This is a genomic window from Kitasatospora sp. NPDC059571, assembly GCF_042735675.1.
GTDB lineage: Bacteria > Actinomycetota > Actinomycetes > Streptomycetales > Streptomycetaceae > Kitasatospora.
In genome coordinates this window covers 2,336-27,050 of the sequence record NZ_JBHWBW010000011.1, presented here as the reverse complement: position 1 = coordinate 27,050, position 24,715 = coordinate 2,336, and the positions used below count along the sequence as shown (strand labels likewise).

Genomic DNA, 24,715 nt, shown 5'->3' with positions numbered 1-24,715 from the left:
TCTGGGGTCAAGCGGGTCAGATCATCGCAGGCGGCAGCGGGAGCCTTGTTCACATTGTCGCTGGGGACACTGCGGGGCACGGGTTGCACGGCGTGATGGGGCTGCGGACGGTCGCGGCTACAATGACAGTCTGTTCGACGGGCTGAGGGGTTCCATCAGAGGTTCGGCCTGGTGCACGTCGATTTCGACACGCAGGTGCGCACGCCGAAGGCCTCGTACGCCTGGTACCGCGACCTGATAGCCGCTCACCGGGCCTCCATGCCGAACGCATCAACCGCCACCAGATACCCGTCCCCGTGAACGGCAGGTCCGCATCCACCTCGTCCAAGCCGACGCGGCCGACGAACTCACCGGTCTTCCGCGGTTCGAGCGCCCACCAGCCAGAATCTCGCTCGTCGAACTCGGCCTGCATGAGGGCCACCGGGGCATCGCTCTGCTCCCGCCTCAGCGGTTCCCTCACATGTTCTCGGACTTCGGGATCGGCGTTCATCGCCGCCCACGGCTCGAGGTCGGAGTCCCGCCACCGGCAGAGCGGGAGACGACCGGTGCGCAGCTCTGGCATGCCGCCCACGGATCAACGGCGCCGAATCCGCGTGCTACAAATCCTGGGCCGTCAGTGATCGTACGTCAATTGAGCTCGCATTCCCACGACTCGATGGGCGGCTGGCCCGGGGGCAGCTCGCCGGTGCAGTATTGGTGGAGCCACGTTGCGGCCCGGCGCTCGGCGTACTTCTCGTTGACCGGCTCTCCCTGCTCGTCCAGTTCGAGGACGTTGGCGAAGATGGCGAAGCAGATCTCCATCTGGGAAGGCGACTTACGCAGTTCCTCCCAGTAGTCGATCCCTTCCAGCATCGGGTGACCCACCGAACTGCGGGCAACCCATCCGGCAAAGCGGCGAATGGCTCCCGAGGCACCGGGACTGAGATGTGAAGGCATTCGAACACTCTAGCCTCGACCTTGCATGACGGCTCGTCAGTATTGCTGGCGGGCCGTTTCTGCTCTCCGGGCCAGGATGTTTCGGTCTGTGGGCATGCTGATAGCCCGGCTGTCGGGCCGGGCGGGCGCCGGATTCTACGGCTTCGGAAGGGTGGGGACTCGTCGGGATGGGGCCGCGCTGTCGCTGGTCAGTCGGGTTCCGGCGGGGCGAGCAGGTCGAGTGCGAGCTGGATGCTCTCCGGCCAGACCTGGTTCCGGGCGGCGTCGCGAACCTGCCCGCCGGGTTCGACGGCCGGGGTCCCGGCCGAGGTCGATCAGGAGCACGGCGGCGTGGACGGTTTCGGTGACGGCCATCCCGATCGAGTAGGACAGCCGTCGTCCGCGGGCGGTGCGCCAGTTGAGGAACTTGTGGGTGCCGCCGCCGGAGTCGGTGCGGATCAGGGTGCGCCGTCCGCGCCGGCACTCGGTAGCCGGGCCAGGGCCAGGCGGGCTGCTTCGAAGTGGTCGGCCGCGGTGTTGCTGCCCGCGTTGCCCGGCCGCAGCAGACCCGCCACCGGCTCCCCGGAACCTTCGAAGCCGTGGTCGACGAACGCGAACAGCGGGTGGTGGCCGTGCCAGGACAGTAGACGGAGATTCGGGCCGTACCAGACGACCACTTGGCAGATTCGTCCGGAGCTGGCTGGAGCCGCGGCCGCAGAGCGGACTGGGGCGCCGAGTCGTGTCTCCGGGATGCGCGATGTCAGCCGTTGTACCACCGGAAGTGCAGGCGTGTCGTGCGGCTCCTCAGCCGTTTTTCTGATGAGCGCTGTTGTCGGCGAGCCGGGCGAGGAGCGCGGTCTGGTCGCCAAGGCCAGTGATGTAGTCACCGCCGGGGCCGTAGGCAGCGACGGTCTGGTGGCGTTTGATCAGCAGGGACCCGCGGTAGGCGTCGTCATCGGGCGCATTGCCGGCCCAGAGGAAGATGCGGAGGTCGCCGAAGGGATCGTGGCCGGCCGCGATGACGTGGCCGGGCGGGGTGGTGTCGTCGGTGCCGGTCCAGTGAAGGGTGAGGTCGGCGACGCGGAACTGCAAAGCAATCTCCTCGGGTGTGCGCCCGGCCGGTCGGGTGGCGCCGGGCAGTCGATCACTGATCGCTGCTGCTCATGATGCTCTCGATAACAGCCGATGGCCACGTGAGCTGCTCAGGCCGCAGGGATCGGGGAAGTCGATGACAGCGGCACTGCTGCCCGCCCGAATGGGCGTCGGGCGTCGATGCCCGGGACAAGTCCGCACCGATGAGGTTGGTCCTGGCGGATCGATTTCGGTGTCCGGCCGAAGCCGGGGTGGTCCGGGCTGACCGCGCGGCGATCGTTCATGCACGGGCTGGGGTTCGGTCTCGATATCCACGCTTCGGCGACCTGCTCGAGCGCGCCGAGCGGCTTGGTGCCGGCGAACCGACGTGAACACAGCGCCCGCTTGCCGCCGCCGGCCTGAGCAGCAGGCATGCCTGGTCGTCTTTGCAGGTTCCGATCCATGGCGGGAAGCCCACGGCTCGCTGCGGGGGCGTCCCTCTCTGTCCGATCCGGCAGGCGAATACGATGACAGGGTGTTCGACGGGCCGGGGGAGACCACCGGCGCCTCGGCCTCGTCCACGTCGACTTCGAGACGCAGCAGCGCACCCCGAAGGCGTCGTTCGCCTGGTACCGCGACCTGACCGCCGCCATTGGGCGTTGCACGACGGGTCGTCGGGCATCCGTGCGGCAGCTTGTCCAAGTCGGGTTCGATGCCGATCGGCCGCCTTGTGATGGAGGGCGTTCGACGGCGGCGCGCCGTCGCGAGGGGCGAAGGCGGGTGTTCGACGGACGCAGCGGTCATCGCCGACGGTTCGTCCGTCCCGACCGGGCGTACTCGCCGCAGGGCGTCCGCCTGGCGGGCGCGGCTGCTCGCCGCTTTGGGCCGGGGTCGGCGGCGCTGACCGTGCAGGCGTCGAGCCGGACCGGGTCGCCGTGACCGCTGCCCTGACCTGCCGGAATGACGTCGCCCTCCGTCACCGGCGCATGTGGGACGGAGCCGTTGGCCGGGCCGGCCCGTTCCGGCGCCTACAGCCGGCGGAACACGGAGGTCAGGGTTTCGATCTCCTGCGCGGAGAGCTTGTCGGTGAGGTGGCGGCGTACCGCGGTGTCCAGGCCGGGGTGTACGGCGGTGATGGCCGTACGTCCGGAGTCGGTGAGGGTGACGATGACACCGCCGGTGCGTTCGCGGATGACGAGTCCGCGCTTGCCCATGCGGGTGAGCTGGTGGGAGATGCGTGTGCGGTCCCAGCCCAGTGACGCGGCGAGCTCGCTCTGGCGCAGGCTGCCTCCCGCCTTGTCGAGGTTGGCGAGGATCGTCAGGTCCGGTTCGGACAGGCCCGCCGCCTCGGCGGTGTCCGCGATCACGCGGGCTCGGACGACCTCGTGGGCGCGCTTGAAGGCGCTCCAGAAATCGACGGGCTCGCACGCGGCGTCGGTCATGGCCTCGTCCCGCGCGGCGGCCTCCCCATTCAGTGTTGACATATCAACGCGCCTTTTCTTAGTGTTGAGATGTCAACGCTAACAGGTGGCTGCGCCCTCGGCAGCCCCTGTCGGCCGCGTCCACCCTTCACGCACCGCAGGAGGCACCGTGCAGACCCGATCCCTTGGAGCCGGCGGCCCGCAGGTCCCCCCTCTCGCACTGGGCTGCGCCGGCATGTCCGACCACACCGCCCCCGCCGACGAGGCCGACGCCATCGCCACGATCCGCGCGGCCCTCGACGCCGGCGTCACCCTCCTCGATACCGCCGATTTCTACGGCATGGGCCACAACGAGGACCTCATCCGCCGCGCCCTGCGCGTCGGCGATCGCGAAAAGGCGCTGCTGAGCGTCAAGTTCGGCGGTCTGCGCGGCCCCGACGGCTCCTTCGTCGGCATCGAGGGCCGTCCCGCCCACGTGAAGAACGCGCTCGCCTACTCGCTGCGCCGCCTCGACACCGGCCACGTCGACATCTACCGCTCCGCCCGCCTCGCCCCCGACACTCCGATCGAGGACACGATCGGCGCCATCTCCGAGCTGGTCCAGGCCGGGTACGTGCGGCACATCGGGCTCTCCGAGGTGGGGCCCGAGACCATCCGCCGCGCCCACGCCGTGCACCCGATCTGCGATGTGCAGATCGAATACTCCCTGTTCAGCCGTGAACCCGAGGCCAACGGCGTCCTGGACACCTGCCGCGAGCTGGGGATCGGCGTCACCGCCTACGGGGTCCTCGCGCACGGCCTGCTCACCGGCACCTACCGGCAACCCGCCGGAGGTGACCCGCGCGCCCACTGGCTGCCCCGCTTCCACCCCGACAACCTCGCCGCGAACCTCACCCTCGTCGAACGGCTGCGGCCGCTCGCCGACGCGCGCGGCATCAGCGTCGCGCAACTCGCCACCGCCTGGGTCGTCGCCCGGAGCCGTGAGCGCGGCACCATCGTGGCCGTCCTGGGCACCCGCCGACCCCACCGCGTCGCGGAGGCCCTGGCCGCGATCGACGTCGCCCTGACCGACGCAGACCTGCGCACCATCGACGAGGCCGTCCCGGCCGATGCGGTGGTCGGAACCCGCTACGCGGCACCCCTCATGGCCCTGCTGGACAACGAACGCGGCCCGAATCCGTCTGCAAGCGCGCGGAAGTGACCGCCGACGGCCGGCCGGACTTCGCGGCTTCACCGACACGGTCCCGGTCGGCGTGCTCGGTGAGACCGAATCAGAAGTGCCGCGGCAGCTGCAACACCACCGTGTCCTTCACACCCGTCTGCGGCATCACCCGCTGACCACACACTCCGGTCCCGTGCCCACCGGGCGCGGATCTCCTGCCCCGGCGCCTGCTCGACACATGGCCCTGCTTCCCATGACGGGGCCCTGTGGTCGGTCGCTCCCTCACCGGGTCCATGGCCACTGTGAGCCACGCCGGTGCCCCATCTGCACAGAACAGGCTGCGAATCGTGAACACATCTGAGTCACTGCTCACCGAACTGGTCCGGTCCGAGAAGCCGATCGGAGTAGGGATCATCGGCCTCGGCGCGCACGGTAGCTGGGCCGAGCGCTCCCACCTTCCGGCCCTGCGCGCCGTCCCGGGTTACGAGCTGAAGGCATTGAGCGCGAGTTCGAAGCAGTCGGCGGAGCGTTCCGGGCAGAAGCACGGTGTCTCTCGAACCTTCGGGACGGCGGCCGAACTTGCTGCCTGCGAGGAGGTGGACCTCGTGGTCGTGGCGGTGAAGGTGCCGAGCCACCGGGAACTGGTGCAGACGGCACTGAACGCCGGCAAGAGCGTGCTGTGCGAGTGGCCGCTGGGCAACGGGCTCGCGGAGGCCGAGGACATGGCGCAGCAAGCGCGCAGCCGCGCCGTGCCGACCGTCGTCGGACTTCAGGCACGGTCGCATCCGGCCCTCGCCTATGCGCGGGAACTCGTGGCCGACGGCTACGTGGGGGAGGTGCTGTCCACGACGGTCGTCGGCTCCGGCGGTGCCTGGGGCGCCACCGTCGGCCCCGGCGACCACTACGTGCTCGACGCCGCCAACGGCGCGACACTGCTGACCATTCCTTTCAGCCACACCCTCGACGGACTCGCGTCCGTCCTGGGAGAGCCCGAGGACCTGCGGATCCAACTGGCGTCGCGGCGCAACTCGGCCGTGGACACCGCGAGCGGACAGCCCGTGCCCATGACCGCCGCAGACCAGGTGGTGGCCTCGGGACGGCTGCCGGGCGGTGCGGTGGTCACCTTCCACTACCGCGGAGGCATGTCCCGGGGCACGAACTTCCGCTGGGAGATCAACGGCACCGAGGGCGACCTCGTCCTCACCGCCCCGATCGGCCATCTCCAGCTCAGCCCGGTCACCCTCGAAGGCGGTCGCGGAACCTCCGCCGGACTCGCTCCCCTGACGGTGCCGGAATCGTATGTTCACGTCCCGCAACTGGACCCCCGAGCCGACGCGCCGCTCTACGCGGTCGCTCACGCCTACCAGCAGTTCCTGGCCGACCTGCGCGAGGGCACGTCAGCGGTGCCCGATTTCGCGCACGGCGCCGCCCGGCACCGCAGCATCGAATCCGCCCTGACGACCGCCTGACCGGACGTGCCGGCTTCGCCCCGCGTACCAGCGGACTGCCACACGTAGCCGAGGCATCGCGCGGACGGCGGACTCCATCGGTGCCTCTCGGTTGAGGGGCCCGGTGATCTGGAGGTTCGGCCTCCAGCACTCCGCCTACGGGGGCGGGGCCGGCCGCTCGGCGTCGAGGCACTGCCGGGTGGTGCGGGTGGAGGTGGAACTGCTGACGGAGGGGGAGGGGCGGGTCGGGCCCCGCGCGGTCGGCGGGACGGAGTGCCGCGGTGGGCGCGGAGGACGGCGGGGAGTGTGGACTGTCGTGCCGGCCACCCCGGCGCTGTCTGTCCGACTGCGCGGCGCTGGGGTGGCAGGCCGGGTCGCCCTGCCGCTGTTCAGTCGGTCGGGGCCTGCCAGGGTTGGAACCACGGGTCGGGCCACTGTTCGGCGGCGGCCAGCAGGGGGAACAGCGTGGCGCCGTCGATGGTTTCGCGGATGATGTCGGCGTGGCCGCCGTGTCGGGAGGTCTCCTCGATGAGGTGCAGCAGCACCCAGCGGACGGACCAGTTCTTCACGTCGGCGGGGAACCACGGCAGCCCTTGGGGGACGGGCACGGCCTGGCCGAGATCGGCGATTCCGGCGATCACTGCGTCCGTCTCCCGGGCCGCGGCCTCGTACTGGTCCAGCACATCCGCGAGCGTCTCCTCCACGGTGAGCGCGAATTCGGCAGCGTCGCTCTCGTCGGCCGCTCGCCGGGGGACGCGCTGCCGCTGGAGGATCAGGTCGGTCCAGCCGGCCTCGCATCGGGCGGCGTGTTTGATGAGGCCGCCGATGCTCAGTTCACTGGCGGTGGGCGTCATCCTCGCCTGATCGTCCGTCAGCCCATGGGTGGTGGCGCGCAGGGCCTGGCGCTGCTGGGTGAGGTAGGCGAGCAGGCCTTCGCGCTCGTCGGCGATCGGCGGTACGTGTGCGGGCATGGGGCCGACCCTCTCTCCTGGAGAAAGGGCCGGTCAACCCTCCGGTGAAAAGAATTTCAGACTCTTGCGAAAGATCAGAGCGTGTCGCGGTCCCTGTGCATCGCGTCCCGCCTTGCCGCGTCGGCGTCACGCGCGTTGGTCGTTGGCGACTTCCGGCCTGGTTGCGTCGCCTGCCGGCACCGTGGCCCGCAGGTCCGGTGCCGGAGCTCGGGGGTCAGGTCGATCGGCCCGGTATGCGTCGGTCGGCAAGTGGCAGTACAGTCCGGTCGAAACTTGCTGCAAAGGTTTGCATCGCGAGAGGGTCCAGCCATGCCGAGAGTCGTCCCGCCCGTCGCCGATGAGCGCACGGCGCTGACCGCCTACCTGACCCACCAGCGGCGCGCGCTGCGTGTCACCGCTCACGGTCTGACCGAGGAACAGGCCCGCATGGCGGCCTCTGCCAGCGAGTTGAGCATCGGCGGGCTGATCAAGCACGCCCCACGGTGCGAGGGCTTCTGGACCGACCTCATCCTTCAGCAGGAGCGCCGTGGGCAGCCAGAGGTGGACGACTCGGACGCGGGCGAATTTCAGCTCGCCCCGGACGAGACACTGGCCGGGGTCCTGGCCGCGTATGCCGAGGCGGCTGAGCGGACCGATGCGGTGATCTCCAGTATTCCGGACCTGGGACAGGCCGTTCCGGTGCCACAGGGGGCTCCATGGGTTCCCGCGGAGGTCAGGGAATGGTCGCTCCGCTGGGTCCTGCTGCATTTGATCGAGGAGACGGCACGGCATGGCGGTCACGCCGACGTCATCCGCGAGAGCATTGACGGCGCGACATTTGACCCGCTGCTCGCCGCGGCCGAGGCGTGGCCTGACCCATGGGTCCAGCCGTGGGAACCCGCGTCCCCGAGCGTCGGCTGACGGCAAGTGCCGATCGATTGACCCTGCACCGGCGTCGGGCCGCGACTGGGCCGGGTTGCGTCCCGGACACGGCGGCGCAGGACGACAGCGGGCAGGGCCGCGGGGCCGGGAGCCGGTCGGCCTCGCCGGGTGATCCTGATGGGACATCGGCCGGGTCGCGATGCGTGCGGGCACGCGGGCCCGATGGGCGATGCGGTCGACGGCGGTCTCGACCTGCGCCGCGTCGGCGCCGGCCGCCGGGGCCCGGCCGCCCTCCTTCTCGACGGCCTCGACCGTCTCGGCGCAGCTCGTCCCGTCCCGGGCCGGCCGCAGGGCGGTGGCGGCACCGATCCAGGGGCGGCCCCGGTCACGACGGCGACGCGCCGGCCCTGCACTGCCCGAACCTGCCGGGTCCCACCGTTTCCGGCTCGGCCACCGGCAGGCACCGACCGTTCGTGCGGCTGACGTTCCGGATGCACCCGTCACCCCGTGGCCCGTCCACGAGGACGCACAGGTCGATGCCGTGGCCGTCGAAGGCGGTTTGTCGCACGCTCGGTACCCGATTGGAGGCATCGGCGAGCAGTCGTGCCCGGGAGTCCTCATGCTCGGGTGCGGTGGCGATCCTGCCGCCCTGACGTACGAGGAGCGCCGATGTCAGCCCTGACCGGGAGAAGTGCCGCCGCGGCAGCGGCGGGTGGGATCATGGCCTTCGTCTGCGTGTGCGCGGGTCCTGCGTACGCGGACGGGGCCTCCTCGCCGTTCAAGGGCCGCACCGACAGCGGGAACCTCATCGTGAGGAGCGGGGACGTCATCGTCTGCTTTGCGGAGAACCAGGTGGTGGTGGCCGACACCGAGGGCAAGTTCCGTCAGACGGACGGGCCCGGTACGAGCTTCACCACGCCGGCCGGGGCCGCGTTCAGGACCCTCGACACGGGGAAGACCTTCCCGCTCTTGCAGAACGGCGGGGTCGAGGTGAGCTTCGAGGGGGCCAGTGCGGTGGTCACCTGCCCCAAGAGCCTCGTCCCGGCGACCTCCGCGTTCGTGCCGAAGTCGACCCTGGCCGGAACCGGAGGCTCGGTCACCGGGGTGGACGTGATCAAGAGCACCGCCGGTGGAGCTCTGGCCGTGGGCGGGGTCGCCGGCGCCGCGATCGCGCTGCGTCGACGTCGGGTCGGCGGCACCGACTAGCCGCCACCCACCCGGGCCGGCCGACGGGTGCTCTCCGGGGAGCGCCGCGGTCGCCGGGCGACCATCGGAAGGCGGAGCGGTGCGACGACCACTCTCGGCACGTAGCCGTGCGGCCTTGGTCCTCGCCGGCGCCGCGGTGGGCGTCGGCGGGTGGCTGATCCAGTCGGGCACCCGGACGTCGGCCCCGCCGCTGCCGAGCGCCGCCGACGCGTGGCCGGGCCTTCCCCTGCCGACGCCGCGCACCACCCAGCCCGGCCCCGGGTCCGAAGCGGTCGGGATGGCGTTCTCCAAGCCGGTTCGGATCCGCATCCCCCGGATCGACGTCGATGCCCCGATCGCCGAGGTCGACCTCGACGCGAACGGGAACCTGCCGGCACCGTCGGCGGTGGACCGCCGACTGGCCGGCTGGTACGAGCAGAGCGCTGCGCCCGGGACCTCCGGGAACGCCGTCATCGACGGCCATGTCGACACCCTCGACGGACCGGCCGTCTTCTACTCGCTCGGCGCACTGCACAGGGGCGACACCATCGACATCATCCGGGCCGACCGCAGCACCGCCGAGTTCACGGCCGATGCGATCGAGGTCTACCCGAAGGGCGCCGTTCCCGCCGATCGGGTGTTCGGCGCTGCGGAGCAACCCCAACTGCGCCTCATCACCTGCGGCGGCACGTACACCAAGGCCACCGGCTACCAGGGCACCGTGGTCGTCTACGGTCATCTCGCCCGTGCCGTGCCCGCCCCCTGAGCGACGGCACACAACGGGCGTGGGCGGCGACCGAGACTCGGAGGCACCCCGGAGCCAGCGGAAGACAGTGCCTACACGTTCATCATCGACCGTACCCACGGGCCTGAGCCAACTCGCCGGCGCCGCATCGGCCTTCCCCGCCGAGCACCCTGGCCTCCTGGTTTGCCTGGCGACCGTGCCCGACCCGCGCCGCACCCACGCCCGACGCCACCCGCTCGTCTTCGTTCTCGCCCTGACCGCCTGCGCGGTCCCGGCGGGGCCCGCCCTCTCGCAGCGATCGCGGAATGGGCTGCCGACGCGCCGCCCGACCTGCTCATCCGTCTTGGCGGCACGCTCAGGGAACCGGGCACCGGGCCGACCGCGCCAGCCGAGGCCACCATACGGCGCCTCCTGCAACGCATCGAGGGCGACGCCCTGGACACCGCCATCGGAGCCTGGCTCGCCGACCGCGCCCGCACCCACCCCACTGGCCACGCCCGACCGGCCCTGGCCGTCAACGGCAAGACGGTCCGCGGCGCGCGCCGCGCCGACGGCACCCAGGTCCACCTGCTCGGCCGCGATGAACGCAACCGGCCTGGGCTTGGCCCAGCGCGAGGTCAGTGCGAAAACGAACGAAATCACCGTCTTCCGGCCTCTGCTCGCACTACTCGACCCAACCGGGACGGTTGTCACCTTCGACGCCCTGCACAGCCAGGTCGAGCACGCCCGCTTCCTCGTCCAGGACAAGAACGCGCACCACGTCGTGCTGATCAAGGGCAACCACCCTACCCTCCACGCCTTGCTCAAGGACCTGCACCGGCGGAAGGTGCCCCTCCTGGGCAAGCAACGGGCAACTGCCCACGGCCGCGACGAAATACGCCGGATCAAGACCGCCACGGTGGCCAAGGCCGTGCAGATCGTGCGCGGCCGCCGCATCGTCACCATCGACAAGGTCTCCCTCGAACGCGTCTACGCGGTCACCGGCCTGACCGCCGAGCAGGCCGACGCCGTTGAAATCGCCCACCATGTCCGGGAGCACCGGGGCATGGAGAACAAGGTCCACCACGTCAGAGACGTCAGCCTTGGTGAAGACGCCTCCCGCATCCGCACCGGCACTGCGCCCCGGGCCATGGCCGCCCTACGCAACCTGGCGATCGGCGCACTACGACTCATCGGCCGCACCAACATTGCCGCCGGGCTTCGTCACCACGCCCGCGACATCACCCGGCCCGCCACGACCCTGGCCATCACGTGATGCAACCGGACACCCCGCGAGAACGCCGCGGCTCCTGCCCTCGAGACCCGGGACCAGTTCCTTCAAGGGGCAGGGGCGGAACACGGGTATCAGCGCCTGTCCGGCAGCAGGAATGCGCGGCGCTCCTCGGTGCTGAGCTCCCGGAATACCCTCTTGTGGGCGCGCCGCAGTAGGCCGTCGACGTCGTGTCCGGCCAAGGTCCAGATGCGTACAGTTCGGTCGCGGGAGGCGGTGGCGAGGCGCGTGCTGTCAGGGTGCCAGGCGAGGCTGTTGCTCCAGTCGGCGTGGACGCCGAGTACGGCGACCTGGGTGGCGGTGTCCGGGTGCCAGAGTCGGACCGTGCGGTCACGGGACACGGACCCGATGCAGGTGCCGTCGGGTGACCAGGCGACGTCCTGGACTGGGCCCTCGTGGCCGGCCATGACGGCGAGTTCGGTGCCGCCGTACGGGTCCCACAGGCGAATCGTGTGGTCGCGGGAGCCGGTGATCAGGCGGCGGCCGTCGGGTGACCAGTGGACTCTCCAGACGTAGTCCAGGTGGCCGCGCAGGGTGGTGACGGGGGTGCCAACGGTGGTGTCCCAGACGATGGCGGTGCGGTCCGTGCTGGACGTGGCGAGGTAGCGGCCCTCCGGGGACCAGGCCGTGCCGCCGATCCAGTCTGCGTGGCCGCGCAGGATGTGGACGGTCGCACCGGTGGCGGCGTCCCAGATGCGAGCCGTGCCGTCGCGGGAGGCGGTGGCTATACGGTTGCCGTCGGGGGACCAGGTGACGTAGGACAGTTCGTCGGCGTGCCCGTTCAGGACGATGTCATCGCCGCTGCCGTCCGCCTGCCACACGACAGCTGCGCCATCGCGCAGAGCGGTGACCAGGCGAGTGCCGTCCGGGGCCCATGCCACCGCGGACACCTCACCGCCGCGCCGGAGGCGGGTTGTACGACCAGTGGCGATGTCCCGGATACGCACCGAGCCGTCCTGGGAGGCAGAGGCGATGCACGTCCCATCGGGTGCCCATGCAACGTGGAGGACCGCGTCGGCCTGGCCGCCGAAGACATCGGTCGATTCAGTGACGTCCCACACGGCCGCGGTCCGGTCGCGGGAGGCGGTCGCCAGCCGCTTCCCGTCGGGGGACCAGGAGACGCCGTAGATGGTGTCCGCGTGGTCGGTGAGCCGGACATCCCTGCTGGTGCCGTCGAGGCTCCATACGTGGGCCGTACGGTTCGCGTCACCACCGGCGAGGCGGGTGCCGTCCGGAGACCAGGCCAGGGAGTTGATGACCTCCGGGTTCTCCAGCGTCCGCTGCGCCTCCCATCCGATGGTGTCCCAGATCCGAACGGTCCGGTCACCGGAGGCCGAAGCGAGCCGACGGCCGTCCGGCGACCATCGGACCGACTCGATGTTGTCCTGGTGATCAGTGAGCACCGTGACGACGGCTGCCGTGGCTGAAGCCCAGACCCGCACCGTGCCGTCTTCTCCGCCGCTGGCCAGGTGTTCTCCATCCGGTGACCACGTCACGCTCCAGACCATGCGCTCGTGCCCGCGCAGCACCGCGCATTCGGCGTACGTGTCGGTGTCCCAGATCCGCACGGCGCGGTCGCTGCCGACGGACGCGAGGCGGGTGCCGTCGGACGACCAGGCGACACCGCCGACGCCTTCCTCCCGGTCGCCGGTCGCCGCCGTGTGGCGGAGGACGGCCAGTTCGGCCCAGGTACGCGTGGACCAGACGCGGACGGTGGAGTCCCTGCAGCCGACGGCAAGCCTGAGCCCGTCGGGGGCCCAGACCACTGCTTGCATCCAGGCACCGTCCCCCTCGAGGACTACTGGTTGGTCGTCACCCTCCGGGCGCCACACCCGGACGGTACCGTCGTCGCTCGACACGGCCAGCAGCTGAGCGTCCGGCGACCAGGCCACCGCGGATGCGCCGCGTTCGAAGCCGCGCAGCACGGCGCGCAACCGTGAGGCGCCCAGGGCCGTGTGCAGCGCCTGGACCGCGCCGGGTGTGGCCGCGCACTCCTCGACTGCCGCAAGGGCGGCGAGCACCGCGGTCTCGGGCTCCGTGTCGAGGCCTTGGAGGGCCCGGACGGCCACCGCGTCCGCGGCACGTTCCATCGTCGCCCGATCCGCTCGTAGCGACCGGTCCACGAACTCTTCGACCAGCGGCGTCGCGCCGACCGTCCGCGCTGACCGCGCCAGCCACCGCCGAACGACAGACAGCCGCTCCCCCGTGAGGAGGTACGCGTCCTGGCGCTCTGCGCGCTCCCAATCCTGCACCCAGCGTTCCAGCTCGGTGCGGCGGCGCAAGTCCTCGGTACGCGCGACGACCGCCTGGCGCAGCGGCGCCCACTGGCGGAACAGCGCCTCGTGCGCCACGTCCAGTACGCCCCCGTCGCTGGTGAGCAGGCGTCCGGCGACAAAGGCATCGGCGACCTCCTGCTCATGCGGGGCGAGGTCGCCGCGGCGGACCCGCCGACGGGTGGCCTCGTTGCCGTCGACGGTGACGAACCGCAGCAGGGTGGGGATTACGGGGGCGTCCGCCAGCTCGGCGGCGATCTGGTCGGCCCTCTCGGACAGGGCTCCAGCGACGCCGCCGAGGGCGCGGTAGGTTTCGTCGGTGACCGTCCCGCCGGACCCTCCGGCGCGTAGGTACAGCTCCTGGAGCGTGTAGGCGAGCAGTGGCAGCGCGTCGCCGCCTCCGCAGTCGTCGACCATGCGGGCCACGACGCCAGGCGCGAAGGTCAGCCCGGCCTGCTCGGCGGGCTTTTCGATGACCTCGTACAGCGCGTCCCGAGCGAGCGTGCCGACGATGGTCGACTCGCGCACGAGCTCGGAGAAGCCGGACTCCAGGAACCCGGTGAGGAAGTCCGAGCGCAAAGTAGCCACCATCCACAACCGCGGGTCACGGCGCAGCGCGTCCCGTACGGCGGCGAGAAACGCGTCGCGCTCCTCGGGCCCGGACAGGGTGAGCAACTCCTCCAGTTGGTCGATGACAAGCAACGCGGGTCGTTCGGCCGGTAGTTGGGTCAATCGCCGTTGCAGGGTGCCGACCGGGTCCACCCCTGGCGAAAACGGTGCTGCGACCGCCCAGCGTCCCCGCCGCCGGGCTAACGCCGGCAGCAGCCCGGCCCGCACCAGCGACGATTTGCCGCTGCCCGACGGCCCAACCACGGTCACGAATCGCTGAGCCCGCCTCGGCGCCGCCGGGTGCAGCCGTCCGACCAGGTCTGCGATCTCCCGGTCCCGCCCGAAGAAGACGGCTGCGTCGTCCTCTGTGAAGGCTTCCAACCCCGGGTACGGAGGCTGGGCCTGGTCCCACATCCGGCGCACCGGCGACGGCCGGTCGAGGAGGTGCAGCGCGATCTGGCCCCCGACGAGAAGTACCAACGCGACGCCGATCAACGGCACCGACCAGTCCCGCAACAGCCGCAGCGGCAGCGGCACATGGTCCGTTTGGCCGGTCGCGTAGTTCGTCGCCATGCCCAGCAGGGTCCCGATCAACATGAGCAGGACATCGACCACGAGTTTGATGGGGCGTCGCTCCACAGATCAACAACTTATCCGGCGGAGAGGCCCAGATGGTCGGATCCCCACAAGTCGCTGCTGTCGTTCCGATCTCGGACCGTTGGACACGTCGGCTGCACGCGGCGCCAATCACCGAGGCGGCTCGGAGCCGTACCCACCTCCCTCTTGCTCCGGGTCAGCCACGAAATAGGCCAAATCATCTCATAAATTGAGAAATAGGGCGCAACCGCGAGAACGACGCGGCCCTGGGGCCGTGGGAGAGCCCGGTCGGCGGGCGGGCCTCTCGGGGCCTGGAACGCGATGGTGGACTGCAGGACGCAGAAGCGGTCGGGGCCGGTGGCCTGCCGCGCTTCGAGTTCGCGCTCTGCGCCGGCCGGCCGTGGCCACGGTCGAGCATCGGTCGCCGCACGCGCGGCGACCCACCACCGCCGGGCCCGCCGAGGCACGACGTCCCGCCGAGGCACGACGTCCCGGTGAGGCACGACGTCCCGGTGAGGACGACGACAGGCCGGGCCCCGGGGCGGCGGCGCGTACGGCGGGAAGCGACTGCGGTGTGCCGGTGGAATCGGACTCCGCCGACGCGCCGCAGTCGCTTCCGGGCGGTCTACCGGAAGTTCTCCGGACCGAAGGCGGCACCTGCCCGACCCGCCGGCAGCCCCGGAAGGGTCGCCGGCCGACCCGGCGCGGCGGTCTGCCGCAGAGCGGAGATGCCGCCGACCAGCGGCAGCCGGAGCGAGGAGCGGCCCAGGTCGATGCTCAGGCTCGGCGCGGTCGACGGCGGTTCGAGCAGGCCGCTGTCGGTGCCGGCCACGATCAGGGCGAGCCGGTGTCCGGCGGGCACCACGTGGTCGGTGCCGGCCAGGTCGAAGGTGATCGAGTAGGGCCTGCCCGGGGTGAGCGCCGCGGTCCGGTCCAACCCGCCGTAGTGCCCGAGGTCGGCCCAGCCCCGGCTGAAGATCGTGTAGCCCACCGGCGCCGTGTCGGCCGCGGTGTCCAGGAAGCAGGCGCTGTCGCCCGACGTGCTGTCACCCCAGCAGGAGCGGGTGGTCAGGGTGGCGATGCCCTCGCCCGCGCCCTCGTAGTTCCGGATGGTCGTCGGCCCCAGATCGACCAGAACGGCAGTGAGGCGGGCGCTGCTGGTGGTGGATCTCACGGAGAGGGTGATCGAGCCCTGGCCCGATATCCGCAGATCCTGGGTGAGCGCTCCGGTGGTGAAGACCGTCTTCTCCTGGGAGCCGTTGCCGGCGTTCGCCGCCCAGTCGTCCTCGCCGAGGGCCGGGTTGTCGGTGAACGTTGCCGTGCCGTTGCCGGCCGCGGTGGTCAGGGTGGCGGGCCTGAGGTGCAACGTGCCGGTCGCCGTGCCGGGCGCGGGCCAGCTTCGGTCCTGCGTCCACTGGTCCGGGGCGCGCTCGATGTCGGCGACCGGGCCGCGCTGGATGCCGTTGTCCACGCCGAGCAGGTAGTGGTCGAACCAGCTGTGCAGGGTCTCCACCCACGCCGTGCGCCGGAAGTCGAAGGGGTCCACGTGGCCGGTCTGGGACAGCCAGATCTTGCGGTCGACTCCGCTCCGGGCCAGTGCCGCCCACCACTGGGAGAAGTTGATGTCACGGACGTTCAGATCCTGCATTCCGTGCACCACGAAGACGCTGGCGTGCACCTTGGCCGCGTCGGCGACGTAGTCGCGCTGCTGCCACAGTCGGCTCCAGTCGCCGTTCGGCGGCGCGCCGGCGGCGAGTCGGTGCTGGACCGCCGTGCAGTGCGGCGTGGCGGACGGGCTCTCCACGACCGCGGCCAGATCGGCGGGGCTGCCGCTGTAGAGCGGGGCGCCGTCGGAGCGGTAGTAGTCGTACCAGGAACTGATCGCCGAGATCGGCACGATGGTCCTGAGACCGTCGACGCCGGTCGCGGCGACGCCGTTGGCGATGGTGCCGTCCCAGGACTTCCCGATCATGCCCACCGAGCCGTTCGCCCAGGCCGGCTTGACCGTGGTGCCGCCGGTGCGGGCGCTGTGGCCGGTGGCCCGGCCGTTCAGCCAGTCGACGACCGCCTTGGCGGAGGTGACGTCGGAGGGGCCGCCGACGTCCACGCAGCCGTCCGAGCGGTTGGTGCCGGCCAGGTCGACCAGCACCACCGCGTAGCCGCGGGGCACGAAGTAGTTGTCGTAGTAGAGGGGGAACCCGACGGGCCTGCCCTGTGCGTCGTAGGTCTTGAGCTGTGACTCGTTGCCCCGCCCGCAGCAGGAGTAGTAGGGGCTGGCGTCCATGATGACGGGGATCCTCCGCCCGGCGGCGGCCGGCTCGCGAGGGCGGATGATGTCCGCGGCCACCCGGTCGGTACGGCCGTCGCCGTCGGCGTCGAGCCCGGTGTCGACCCAGACCGTCTCCCGGATGGCGTCGGCGTAGGAGTACACGGGTTGACTGGCGCCGCCTCTGATCGGGCCGGGGGCGGCGGCGTGCGCCGTGGCTGGGCCGAGCTGGGTGGCGGTGAGCGCTGCCAGGAACGCGCAGACGAGGACCAGGGGGCGGGGCAGTCTGATGGCCATACCGAACGACGGTAGATCCGGCATCTCGCTGCGGGAAGGGTTTTTGACGAGTCATGGACAATTTGCTTCGGATTCCGGTACCCAGGTCACCAACCTCGCCCTCCCGCCGACCGCGCTCAGCGCATTCCGCAGGCCCGCGACGGCGGAGAGGACGATCCCCGCCGTCGCCGTCGCCGTCGCCGTCGGCCGGTGCCCGTGCGGAGCGTCCGCGGCCCCGGGTCCGTCACCGGTTCAGCCCTGCGGGCCGCCGCCGACGTAGACGACCTGGCCGGAGACGAAACCGGCGTCCTCCGCCGACGAGGAAGGAGACGGTGCCGGCGGTCGTCACCCGGCAGCCGCGTTCCGGGCCGTGCAGGACGAGGGGGTGACGGTGTTCTGCGGCGTGCCGACGATGTACTGGGGGCTGCTGAACCACCAGGACTCCATCGGGGAGCCGGACTTCGACGCGATCACGCGGAACCTCCGCCGCGGCGACCTCGGGCGGGGCCGCCATGCCGGTGGAGGTCCTGCGGCGTTTCCGCGAGCGCTTCGAGGTCCAGGTCCTCGAGGGCTACGGAGGCCTTCGCGGTCGCCGCCCCGGGCGCGCGGATCGGCGAGGCCGAACCGGTGGACCGGTGCCGCGGCGCCATGGCCGCCCACACGTACCCCGCCGGGTGGAGTTCCGCGACAGGCTCCCCGTGAACGCCACCGGGAAGATCCTCAAGCGCGACTCCGCGGCTCCTGAGGGGCGTCGCCGGAGACCTCGGGGAGCGACTGTTCGGCCCAGATGGTCTTGCCGCGGGCGTGGTAGCGGGTGCCCCAGAGCCGGACGAACTGCGCGACCATGAACAGACCGCGTCCTCCTTCGTCGGTCTCCAGGGCGCGTCGGATGTGCGGGGAGGTGCTGCTGCCGTCGGAGACCTCGCAGATCAGGCTGCGGTCCCTGATCAGCCGCAGCCGGATCGGCGGCCGGCCGTACCGGACGGCATTGGTGACCAGCTCGCTGACCACCAGTTCGGTGGTGAACTCCAGCTCCTCCAGGCCCCATTCGGCGAGCTTCCCGGTCGCGAGCGCACGCGCCTCGCGCACGACCCCGGGGTCGGAGCGCAGCTCCCAGGTGGCGTGGCGGTCCGGACCCAGCCCGCGCACCCGGGCGGCCAGCAGGGCCACGTCGTCCTGCGGGCGGGGAGGCAGGAGCCGGCGCAGCACCTCGTCGCAGACGTCGTCGGGATCCGCCGACGGGCCGGGCCCGGGGGCGGAGAGCGCCTCGCGGAGCCGTTCGAGCCCTGCCTCGACGCCCCGCTCCCGTGACTCCACCAGGCCCTTGGTGTACAGCACGAGCAGATCGCCGTCGGCCAGCGTCACCTCACTGCTCTCGAAGGGAGCTCCGCCGAGGCCCAGGGCCGGGCCGGCGGGAGGGTCGAGGAACCGGACCCTCCCGTCCGCCGACACCAGTGCGGGGGGCGCGTGACCCGCCCGGGCCAGCACGCAGCGCCGTGACATCGGATCGAAGACCGCGTACACGCACGTTGCTCCGGCCACGCCGCCCGCGAGCCCGTCCTCCGGACCGTCATGGAACCGGCTGACCTGGTCGTCCAGGTGGGTGAGCAACTCCTCGGGCGGCAGATCGAGGTCCGCGAGGGTCCGCACGGCCGTGCGCAGCCGCCCCATGGTTACCGCCGAGTGCAGGCCGTGTCCCACCGCATCCCCCACCACCAGCGCCACCCGTGCGCCCGACAGCGCGATGACGTCGAACCAGCCGCCGCCGAGCGCCATGTGACCACTGGCCGGCAGGTAGCGCGACGCGCAGTCCACGGCGCCGAGCGAGGGCAGTCGTCGGGGCAGCAGGCTGTGCTGCAGCGCGAGCGCGGTCGTCCGCTCCCGGGTGTAGCGGCTCGCGTTGTCGATGCAGACGGCGGCACGTGCCACGAACTCCCGGGCCAGCGGTACGTCGTCCGACTCGAACGCGTGCGCACGCCGGAAGCGGGCGAAAACGACCACGCCGAGCACCGCGCCCCGTGCGGACATGGGCACCAGCAGCCACGAGTGGACGCCGTAGGCGCGGAGCACCGCGGCCCGGCGGGGATCGAGCGGCTCGGTCGCGGCGATCACCTCCTCGCCCGTGAGCAGCAGCGGCTCGCCCCTCTCCAGCGCCCTGCTGAAGACGGAACCGGCCCCCGACGTGAACGGGTCCGGACCGCCCGTCGCGACCACGTCCTCCACCGAGCCCCCGGGGACCGTCGAACTCGCCGCCCGGCGCAGCGGCACCCCCTCGGCGACCGGACCGGTCACCGGCTCCTCGCCGCCGAACACCGGGCCCAGCAGGCTGACGTAGGCGTGATCCGCGAACAGCGGAACCGCCACGTCGGTCAGTTCCTGAGCGGTGTGCAGGACGTCCAGGGTGCTGCCGATCTTCGTGCTCGCGTCGTTGATCAGGGCCAGCCGGTCCCGCGCCCGGGTCTGCTCCGTCACGTCGGACACCGCGTGGGCCAGGCCGATCACCTCTCCGGATCGGTCCCGCAGCGGCAGGATGGTCTCCGACCAGACGTGCTCCCGATCGGGATCGTCGGGGAGACGGCCGTGCACCTCGGTGCCGACCAGGGCCTCGCCGGAGGCCAGGACCCGACGTTGCCGGGCCTCGAGTGCGGTGACGTCCAGCAGGCCGGCCGGCGCCACCTCCCGCATGGTGCGTCCGACGGATTCCAGGTTCGAGAACGCCGCGGCTCGGCTCTGCACCACGAAGCGCAGCTCGGTGTCGAAGACGTCGATGAGGAAGGGCGACTCGCCGAGCAGGCCGTCGAGGAGGGCGGCGTCGAAGGCGCGCCGGCGCGCGGAGGCGGCGCTGTCCGCCCGGAGCAGCCACTGCGGCCCACCGGTCCGGGTGTGCAGGCGGTTGGCCCGGATCACGACCTCGACCGGGCTGCCGTCCCGGTGCCGAAGCACCACCCGGCCGGAGCACGGCGCGTGGTCCGGCAGCCGGTGCTCCGCCGAGTCACCGGCGTCGGCACGCGGATGGACCAGGTCGGCGCCACGTCGCCCGAGGACCTCGTCCGCGGGGTAGCCGAGGAGGTGCTGCGCCCCGGGGCTCCAACCCGTCAGCACGCCGCCTGCGTCCATGACGGCGAACGCCTCGCCCGTGGCGTCGGGGAGATCGTGGGGGGCGCCGTGGAACGTGGGGTCGGGCATGCGTCACATCAACTCCGCGCCGCGCGGCACCTCGGCCGTGCCACGGCGGTCACACGTCGTCGGATCCCGCGGCCCCGCGGGGGAGAGCCGGTCCCGACGGCCGAGTCCATCGTCCCGGACACCGGTGCTCAGGAAGGCGCGGCGTCGTGTTCCGCCGGGACGACGACGACCGGGAGACGGGCGTGGTGGACGACCTCTGTGCTGGTCGAGCCGAGGGCGAGGCGTCCCCAGGCGCCCGATCCCCGGGAGCCCACGACGAGCAGTCCGGCGCCCTTGCTCGCCTCGAGGAGGACCTGCGCCGGGCGGCCGGGCTCGCAGACGACCTCCACCTCCACGGGCGGTCCGCCGAGCTGCTCCTGCAGCTCCGCGACGGAGTCGGCCACGGCCTGCGCGACGAGATCGCGCTGCTGCGGGACGGGGCCGGTGTCGGGGTCGGCGGTGGCCGTCCATTCGAAGCCGGAACGCCGGGTCGGGGTGTACTCGTACGCGCAGACGGCCCGCAGGCCGGTGGCGCGCAGTCGGGCCTCGCGGAGCGCGAAGGTCACGGCCTGCCGGGCTTGGGGCGAGCCGTCCGTGCCGACCACGATCGGGCCGGCCGGGTGATGGGCGGCGGGATCGGCCATGTGCGACCTCCAGGGATTCGCCGGGCATGGGCTTGCGTGGCGCCGTCGCGCCCCGTACGGCGGCAGGCCGCGATCGGCCGTCCGCCGCCGGTGCACCTCTCAGCCTGCCCCCGTCGGCGCGCCGGCACCATCGCAGGCACGCCGCGGAGTGGACCCGCGAGTCGGAGCAGGCCGGCGCCCCCGGGGTCGAGCCGCGGTGCGGGCCGGTCGTCCCCCGGCCTGTCGGGGAGGGTCGCGTGGTTCGATCCGGCCCGGGGCGTGAAGCTCCCGTCGGCCCGTCGGCCCGTCGGCCCGTCGGCCCGTCGGCCCGCCCGGCGCGGCAGGCAGGGGCCCGTCACGCCCACTTGATGGAGCAGCCCATGCTCGGCCGGTGCGGTTCCGGGACGGGCCGGCCGGCCAGCACCAGGCCGATGGCGTGCCGCAGCAGGTCACCGGTGACCGGCTTCCCGTTGCCGGGCGTCGAGTCGTCCATCGCGCCCCGGTAGGCCAGCTTGCGGTGGGCGTCGTAGAGGAAGAAGTCCGGTGTGCAGGCGGCGTTGTACGCCCGCCCGACGGACTGGTCGAGGTCGATGAGGTACGGGAAGGCCCACCCCGTGCGGGCGGCCTGGGCGCGCAGGCCGTCGGCGTCGTCGGCGGGCGCGACGGCGGGGCTGTTGCTGCAGATCCCCACGACCGCGAGGTCCGGGAACTCGCCGACCAGCTCGGCGAAGGCCTGCTCGACGTGGCGCACGTACGGGCAGTGGTTGCACAGGAAGGCCACCAGCAGGGCCGGTGCGGAGGCGAAGTCGTCCCGGGCGGCCGTCCGGCCGTCGATCGCGGGCAGCGAGAAGTCCGGCGCGGGTGTCCCCAGCGGGACCAGGACGGAGATGGCGGCCATCTGACTCACTTCCTCCGAGTGCCTACGGCGGCCGTGCGTGCACCACCATGGTCACTCGGTGGGGCCGGCGGTCGCCAATCCGCGGACCGCCCGGCGCGGCATGAGGCCGGTGGTAGGGGAACCGGTGATCCTGCGGGCGGAGCGCCAGGGGCGCCGCAACCCCGGACGGTGTGCGGAGCGCACGGCGGGGACCGGTCGTCGGCCCCTTGGGGCACGGAGTGCGACCTCTTGTCGCTTTCTGTCGTGCCGTCGTCGCCGGCTTGCGGGGCGTCCGGCCGGCCGCCTTCACCACCGCGAGCCCGGACACCGGCCTCGCCGTGCCGCTACGACGAGTCCGGGAGTGGGGCCGCCCAGGGGAGCGAGTACCAGGAGAGGACGGCCAGGACCGTCGCGCCGGGCAGTTCGGCACAGTAGGCGAGGACCTGGGCGAGCAGGTAGTCGGAGCCGTGGTGCGCGGACCAGATGTCGAAGTAGGCATCCATCGCCAGCAGGACGGCGGTGGCGGCGGCCAGGGGGCTGGTTGCCCGGTGCCGGCGGCGCACCAGCACGGCGAGCAGCAGCAGTGCTGCCACCTCCATGACGTCCAGCCAGACCCAGGAGTTGGCGAGGTTGCGCGCACCGAAGCGGCGGACCGACAGGCCCAGCACCACGATCCACGGCACCAGCAGGAACGCGGCCGCCCGCAGTCCGATCGGCAGCCATCGCCGGATCGTCGCCTCGCCGGCCGTCGGTAACCGCCCTTGTCCCGTCACACGCCGATCGTATCGGCGGATCCGCGGCGGCCGCGGCGGACCGGCCGCGGTGGCCGCGGTTGCCCTGCCCGGCCTCGGGCTTGACGGTCGTTCGCCGCGGTTCCGATACTGGCGATGGCCCGATCGGTCGGTAGGACGGCGGAGCGCTGGGTCGTGGGCAACCGGGCATGGGGTCCGGTGGTCGACATCTCACCGTTGCGCCGCTCGACCCGTCGGGACCCGAACTACTGTCTCGAGCATGGGATTCGTGAGCGATGAGGATTGCCTTTGTCGGTGATGTGCACGGGCGTGTGCTGCACGCGCTGGGTGCTCTGACGATGTTGCAGGCGCGGCGGGGAGTGCGGCTCGATGCCGTCATCCAGGTCGGGGATCTGGGGGCCTACCCGTCCGCCGGACGGTTCGACGAAGCAAGTCGTCGGTTCCATGCCGACAATCCCGCACAGGGCGACTTCTTCCGACTGCTCGATTCAACGGCGGAGGTGGCCAAGGGTGTTGTCGCCGCCCTCGGGCAACTGCCCCGGATCCTGTTCCTGAGCGGGAACCACGAGGACCACGAGTGGCTCGGCTCCCTGCACGACGAGGGCCGCGCCACTGTGGTGCCCGTGGACCCCTTCGGCGCGTTCCACCACGTCGTCTGTGGTCACGTCATGGAGGTCGCCGGGGCCCGGGTGGCGTTCCTCGGTCTGATCGAGGCGCCGGGGAAGATGGACTTCGACGAGGCCGCGTACGCGCGGCTGCTCGCCACCGAACCGGGCACCGTCGACGTGCTCGTCACCCACGACGGCCCCTACGGCATGTCCCGCAGCAGGCGAGGAGACGTGCAGGGGTCGGCGAGGCTCGCCGGACTCATCGAGCATCTCCAGCCGCGGCTGCACGTCGGCGGCCACTACCACCACGAGAACGGACCCCGCCGCTACGGCCGGACGGTGTCCCACGCGCTCGCCCAGCTGGTCGACCCGAAGAGGGACCGGTGGCGGCCGGAGCCGGTCAATCCGCAGCAGCGGGTGACGGCCGGCAGCATCGGTCGGCTCGACACCCGGACATATGAGTTCGAATACGTCCATGACGACTGGCTCGCCGACATCAGCGGCGACGACCTCGACCTCGCCGGGATCGCCGGGACGGCAGGGTCCCGATGACGGCGGCCTCGCGCTGAGGCGGGGCCGTCCAGGGGCGATCATCCCGGGCGCTGGGTGCCCGTCACCGCAGCCGTCGGGCCCGGAGGTACTCGCGGCCGAGCAGGCGGAGGGCAGCGGGCTTCGCCGGACCGGCCGAACGGTGCAGCAGGGCGGGGACGTCGGCCCGTGCGGCGGCGCTGGTCAGTTCGTCGAGGCCGATCATGCAGCGGACCATGGGCCGGTGGGCGGGTGGGACGAGCCCGACCACGGCACGGGCCTCCGCGAGGGTCCGGTCGACCCGGTCGAGCTGCTCGGTGATCAGCGACCGGACGGCGGGGAGGTTTCGGGCCTGCTCCAGGTCGGTGCGGGTGACCCCGTGCCGGTCCAGGACCTGCTCGGGGATCGTCAGACGGCCGTCGGCCAGGTCCTCGGCGAGGTCGCTGACGAAGTCGAGCCGCTGGCTGGCGTCGATGAACGTGCGACAGGCGGTCCGGTAGGCGGTCTGGTCGCCGTCCGGGCCGAGCAGGGTGGCGATGACCATGAACGCGGGCAGCGAGTAGTCGTCCACGTAACGCCGGTAGTCGGCCTCGGTGACGAATCCGGCGAAGTCGAGGTCGGCGGCGGCCCCGGCGAGGTGCTCCAGCGCACGGTCGCGCAGGGCGGGGTGCGCGGCAACGGTGTTCAGCAGCGGGCGCAGCTCGGGATCGTCGGTCCCACCCGTGGTGAGTCCGTCGCGGACCTCCTGCTCCCAGCGCGCGTACGCCGCCCTCCGGTCGGCGGGCGGGCCGCTGTCGAGGAGGCTGTCGGTGCGGTGCATGAACGCAGTGGCCGCGATCACGTGCGGCACGAGGCCTGCCGGTAGGAGGAGTTGTGCCGCCAGCACGGCCTCCCGCTTGTACCGCGTCACCTGTCGGCGTTGCCGGCCGTAGTCCTCGCGCAGGCCGGGGTCACCGATCCCGGCCGTGTCCAGCGCACGCTCCCAGCTGCCCACTCCGTCCGCCCTCTCCTTGATCGCCGTGAGCCGAGCCTAGACGGTGGCCGGCCGCGGGGGGGGGGGCACGCGCGCGCCCCGCCGCCGGCCGGCGCGGG

19 protein-coding genes and 4 pseudogenes are annotated in these 24,715 nt (G+C 71.9%); 9 read left to right on the top strand and 14 right to left on the bottom strand.

Going from position 1 to position 24,715, the window contains the following annotated elements; translation table 11 throughout:
* Positions 1 to 141: 141 nt before the first annotated feature.
* Positions 142 to 300: pseudogene (locus tag ACFV0G_RS03265) on the top strand (family 1 glycosylhydrolase); the annotation flags it as partial.
* On the opposite strand, the pseudogene ACFV0G_RS03260 reads toward ACFV0G_RS03265, so the two are convergent.
* The 4 genes and pseudogenes from ACFV0G_RS03260 to ACFV0G_RS03245 all read right to left on the bottom strand — a co-directional run.
* Positions 248 to 562: pseudogene (locus tag ACFV0G_RS03260) on the bottom strand (GNAT family N-acetyltransferase); the annotation flags it as partial. The pseudogenes ACFV0G_RS03265 and ACFV0G_RS03260 overlap by 53 nt on opposite strands.
* Before the next feature lie 65 nt (positions 563 to 627).
* A complete protein-coding gene (locus ACFV0G_RS03255) occupies positions 628 to 936 on the bottom strand; it encodes a hypothetical protein (protein WP_380540749.1) in 309 nt (102 codons plus the stop codon).
* Between the two features lie 354 nt (positions 937 to 1,290).
* Positions 1,291 to 1,547, bottom strand: a pseudogene (locus ACFV0G_RS03250) (transposase); the annotation flags it as partial.
* Between the two features lie 172 nt (positions 1,548 to 1,719).
* Complete coding sequence (locus ACFV0G_RS03245) at positions 1,720 to 2,007, bottom strand: hypothetical protein (RefSeq protein WP_380540746.1); 288 nt, start codon at positions 2,005 to 2,007, stop codon at positions 1,720 to 1,722.
* A gap of 525 nt (positions 2,008 to 2,532) precedes the next feature.
* Here ACFV0G_RS03245 and ACFV0G_RS03240 point away from each other — a divergent pair.
* Positions 2,533 to 2,637: pseudogene (locus ACFV0G_RS03240) on the top strand (family 1 glycosylhydrolase); the annotation flags it as partial.
* Positions 2,638 to 3,014: 377 nt separating this feature from the next.
* On the opposite strand, the gene ACFV0G_RS03235 reads toward ACFV0G_RS03240, so the two are convergent.
* Complete coding sequence (locus ACFV0G_RS03235) at positions 3,015 to 3,428, bottom strand: MarR family winged helix-turn-helix transcriptional regulator (RefSeq protein WP_380540742.1); 414 nt, start codon at positions 3,426 to 3,428, stop codon at positions 3,015 to 3,017.
* Between the two features lie 148 nt (positions 3,429 to 3,576).
* Here ACFV0G_RS03235 and ACFV0G_RS03230 point away from each other — a divergent pair, with 148 nt between their 5' ends.
* Complete coding sequence (locus ACFV0G_RS03230) at positions 3,577 to 4,608, top strand: aldo/keto reductase (protein ID WP_380540739.1); 1,032 nt, start codon at positions 3,577 to 3,579, stop codon at positions 4,606 to 4,608.
* Between the two features lie 308 nt (positions 4,609 to 4,916).
* The gene (locus ACFV0G_RS03225) at positions 4,917 to 6,038 is read left to right on the top strand and encodes a Gfo/Idh/MocA family protein (protein WP_380540735.1); all 1,122 of its coding nucleotides are present in this window, start codon (positions 4,917 to 4,919) and stop codon (positions 6,036 to 6,038) included.
* 368 nt (positions 6,039 to 6,406) lie between these two features.
* Here ACFV0G_RS03225 and ACFV0G_RS03220 read toward each other — a convergent pair whose 3' ends face one another.
* Positions 6,407 to 6,988: a DinB family protein gene (locus ACFV0G_RS03220; RefSeq protein ID WP_380540732.1), complete on the bottom strand. Its 582-nt coding sequence runs from the start codon at positions 6,986 to 6,988 to the stop codon at positions 6,407 to 6,409.
* 309 nt (positions 6,989 to 7,297) lie between these two features.
* Between ACFV0G_RS03220 and ACFV0G_RS03215 the strand changes: the two genes are divergently transcribed.
* The 4 genes from ACFV0G_RS03215 (at position 7,298) to ACFV0G_RS03200 (ending at position 11,034) form a co-directional block, all read left to right on the top strand.
* Positions 7,298 to 7,888, top strand: coding sequence for a DinB family protein (locus tag ACFV0G_RS03215; RefSeq protein WP_380540729.1), 591 nt, complete (start codon positions 7,298 to 7,300; stop codon positions 7,886 to 7,888).
* Positions 7,889 to 8,518: 630 nt separating this feature from the next.
* Positions 8,519 to 9,055, top strand: a complete 537-nt coding sequence (locus tag ACFV0G_RS03210) for a hypothetical protein (RefSeq protein WP_380540726.1) — start codon at positions 8,519 to 8,521, stop codon at positions 9,053 to 9,055.
* Between the two features lie 115 nt (positions 9,056 to 9,170).
* The gene (locus ACFV0G_RS03205; protein WP_380540723.1) at positions 9,171 to 9,800 is read left to right on the top strand and encodes a class F sortase; all 630 of its coding nucleotides are present in this window, start codon (positions 9,171 to 9,173) and stop codon (positions 9,798 to 9,800) included.
* Positions 9,781 to 11,034: an ISAs1 family transposase gene (locus ACFV0G_RS03200; protein ID WP_380540720.1), complete on the top strand. Its 1,254-nt coding sequence runs from the start codon at positions 9,781 to 9,783 to the stop codon at positions 11,032 to 11,034. Before ACFV0G_RS03205 ends, ACFV0G_RS03200 begins: the two co-directional genes overlap by 20 nt.
* An 89-nt stretch (positions 11,035 to 11,123) precedes the next feature.
* Here ACFV0G_RS03200 and ACFV0G_RS03195 read toward each other — a convergent pair whose 3' ends face one another.
* The 7 genes from ACFV0G_RS03195 to ACFV0G_RS03165 all read right to left on the bottom strand — a co-directional run bounded on the left by ACFV0G_RS03195 (position 11,124) and on the right by ACFV0G_RS03165 (position 22,508).
* The gene (locus tag ACFV0G_RS03195; RefSeq protein ID WP_380540717.1) at positions 11,124 to 14,570 is read right to left on the bottom strand and encodes an AAA family ATPase; all 3,447 of its coding nucleotides are present in this window, start codon (positions 14,568 to 14,570) and stop codon (positions 11,124 to 11,126) included.
* Positions 14,571 to 15,153: 583 nt separating this feature from the next.
* On the bottom strand, positions 15,154 to 17,091 hold the full coding sequence (locus ACFV0G_RS03190; protein ID WP_380540714.1) for a Xaa-Pro dipeptidyl-peptidase: 1,938 nt from the start codon (positions 17,089 to 17,091) through the stop codon (positions 15,154 to 15,156).
* 324 nt (positions 17,092 to 17,415) lie between these two features.
* Positions 17,416 to 17,544: a hypothetical protein gene (locus tag ACFV0G_RS03185; RefSeq protein ID WP_380540711.1), complete on the bottom strand. Its 129-nt coding sequence runs from the start codon at positions 17,542 to 17,544 to the stop codon at positions 17,416 to 17,418.
* A gap of 246 nt (positions 17,545 to 17,790) precedes the next feature.
* On the bottom strand, positions 17,791 to 20,256 hold the full coding sequence (locus tag ACFV0G_RS03180; RefSeq protein ID WP_380540708.1) for a SpoIIE family protein phosphatase: 2,466 nt from the start codon (positions 20,254 to 20,256) through the stop codon (positions 17,791 to 17,793).
* Positions 20,257 to 20,384: 128 nt separating this feature from the next.
* Complete coding sequence (locus ACFV0G_RS03175; RefSeq protein ID WP_380540705.1) at positions 20,385 to 20,879, bottom strand: universal stress protein; 495 nt, start codon at positions 20,877 to 20,879, stop codon at positions 20,385 to 20,387.
* 334 nt (positions 20,880 to 21,213) lie between these two features.
* A complete protein-coding gene (locus ACFV0G_RS03170) occupies positions 21,214 to 21,756 on the bottom strand; it encodes a thioredoxin family protein (RefSeq protein WP_380540702.1) in 543 nt (180 codons plus the stop codon).
* Between the two features lie 323 nt (positions 21,757 to 22,079).
* Complete coding sequence (locus tag ACFV0G_RS03165; RefSeq protein WP_380540699.1) at positions 22,080 to 22,508, bottom strand: hypothetical protein; 429 nt, start codon at positions 22,506 to 22,508, stop codon at positions 22,080 to 22,082.
* 254 nt (positions 22,509 to 22,762) lie between these two features.
* On the opposite strand from ACFV0G_RS03165, the gene ACFV0G_RS03160 reads away from it, so the two are divergent.
* Positions 22,763 to 23,647 carry a metallophosphoesterase gene (locus ACFV0G_RS03160; protein ID WP_380540696.1) on the top strand — a complete coding sequence of 295 codons (885 nt, stop codon included), beginning with the start codon at positions 22,763 to 22,765 and terminating at the stop codon, positions 23,645 to 23,647.
* A gap of 61 nt (positions 23,648 to 23,708) precedes the next feature.
* On the opposite strand, the gene ACFV0G_RS03155 is transcribed toward ACFV0G_RS03160, so the two are convergent.
* Positions 23,709 to 24,617, bottom strand: coding sequence for a squalene/phytoene synthase family protein (locus tag ACFV0G_RS03155; RefSeq protein ID WP_380540693.1), 909 nt, complete (start codon positions 24,615 to 24,617; stop codon positions 23,709 to 23,711).
* Between the last annotated feature and the right edge of the window lie 98 nt (positions 24,618 to 24,715).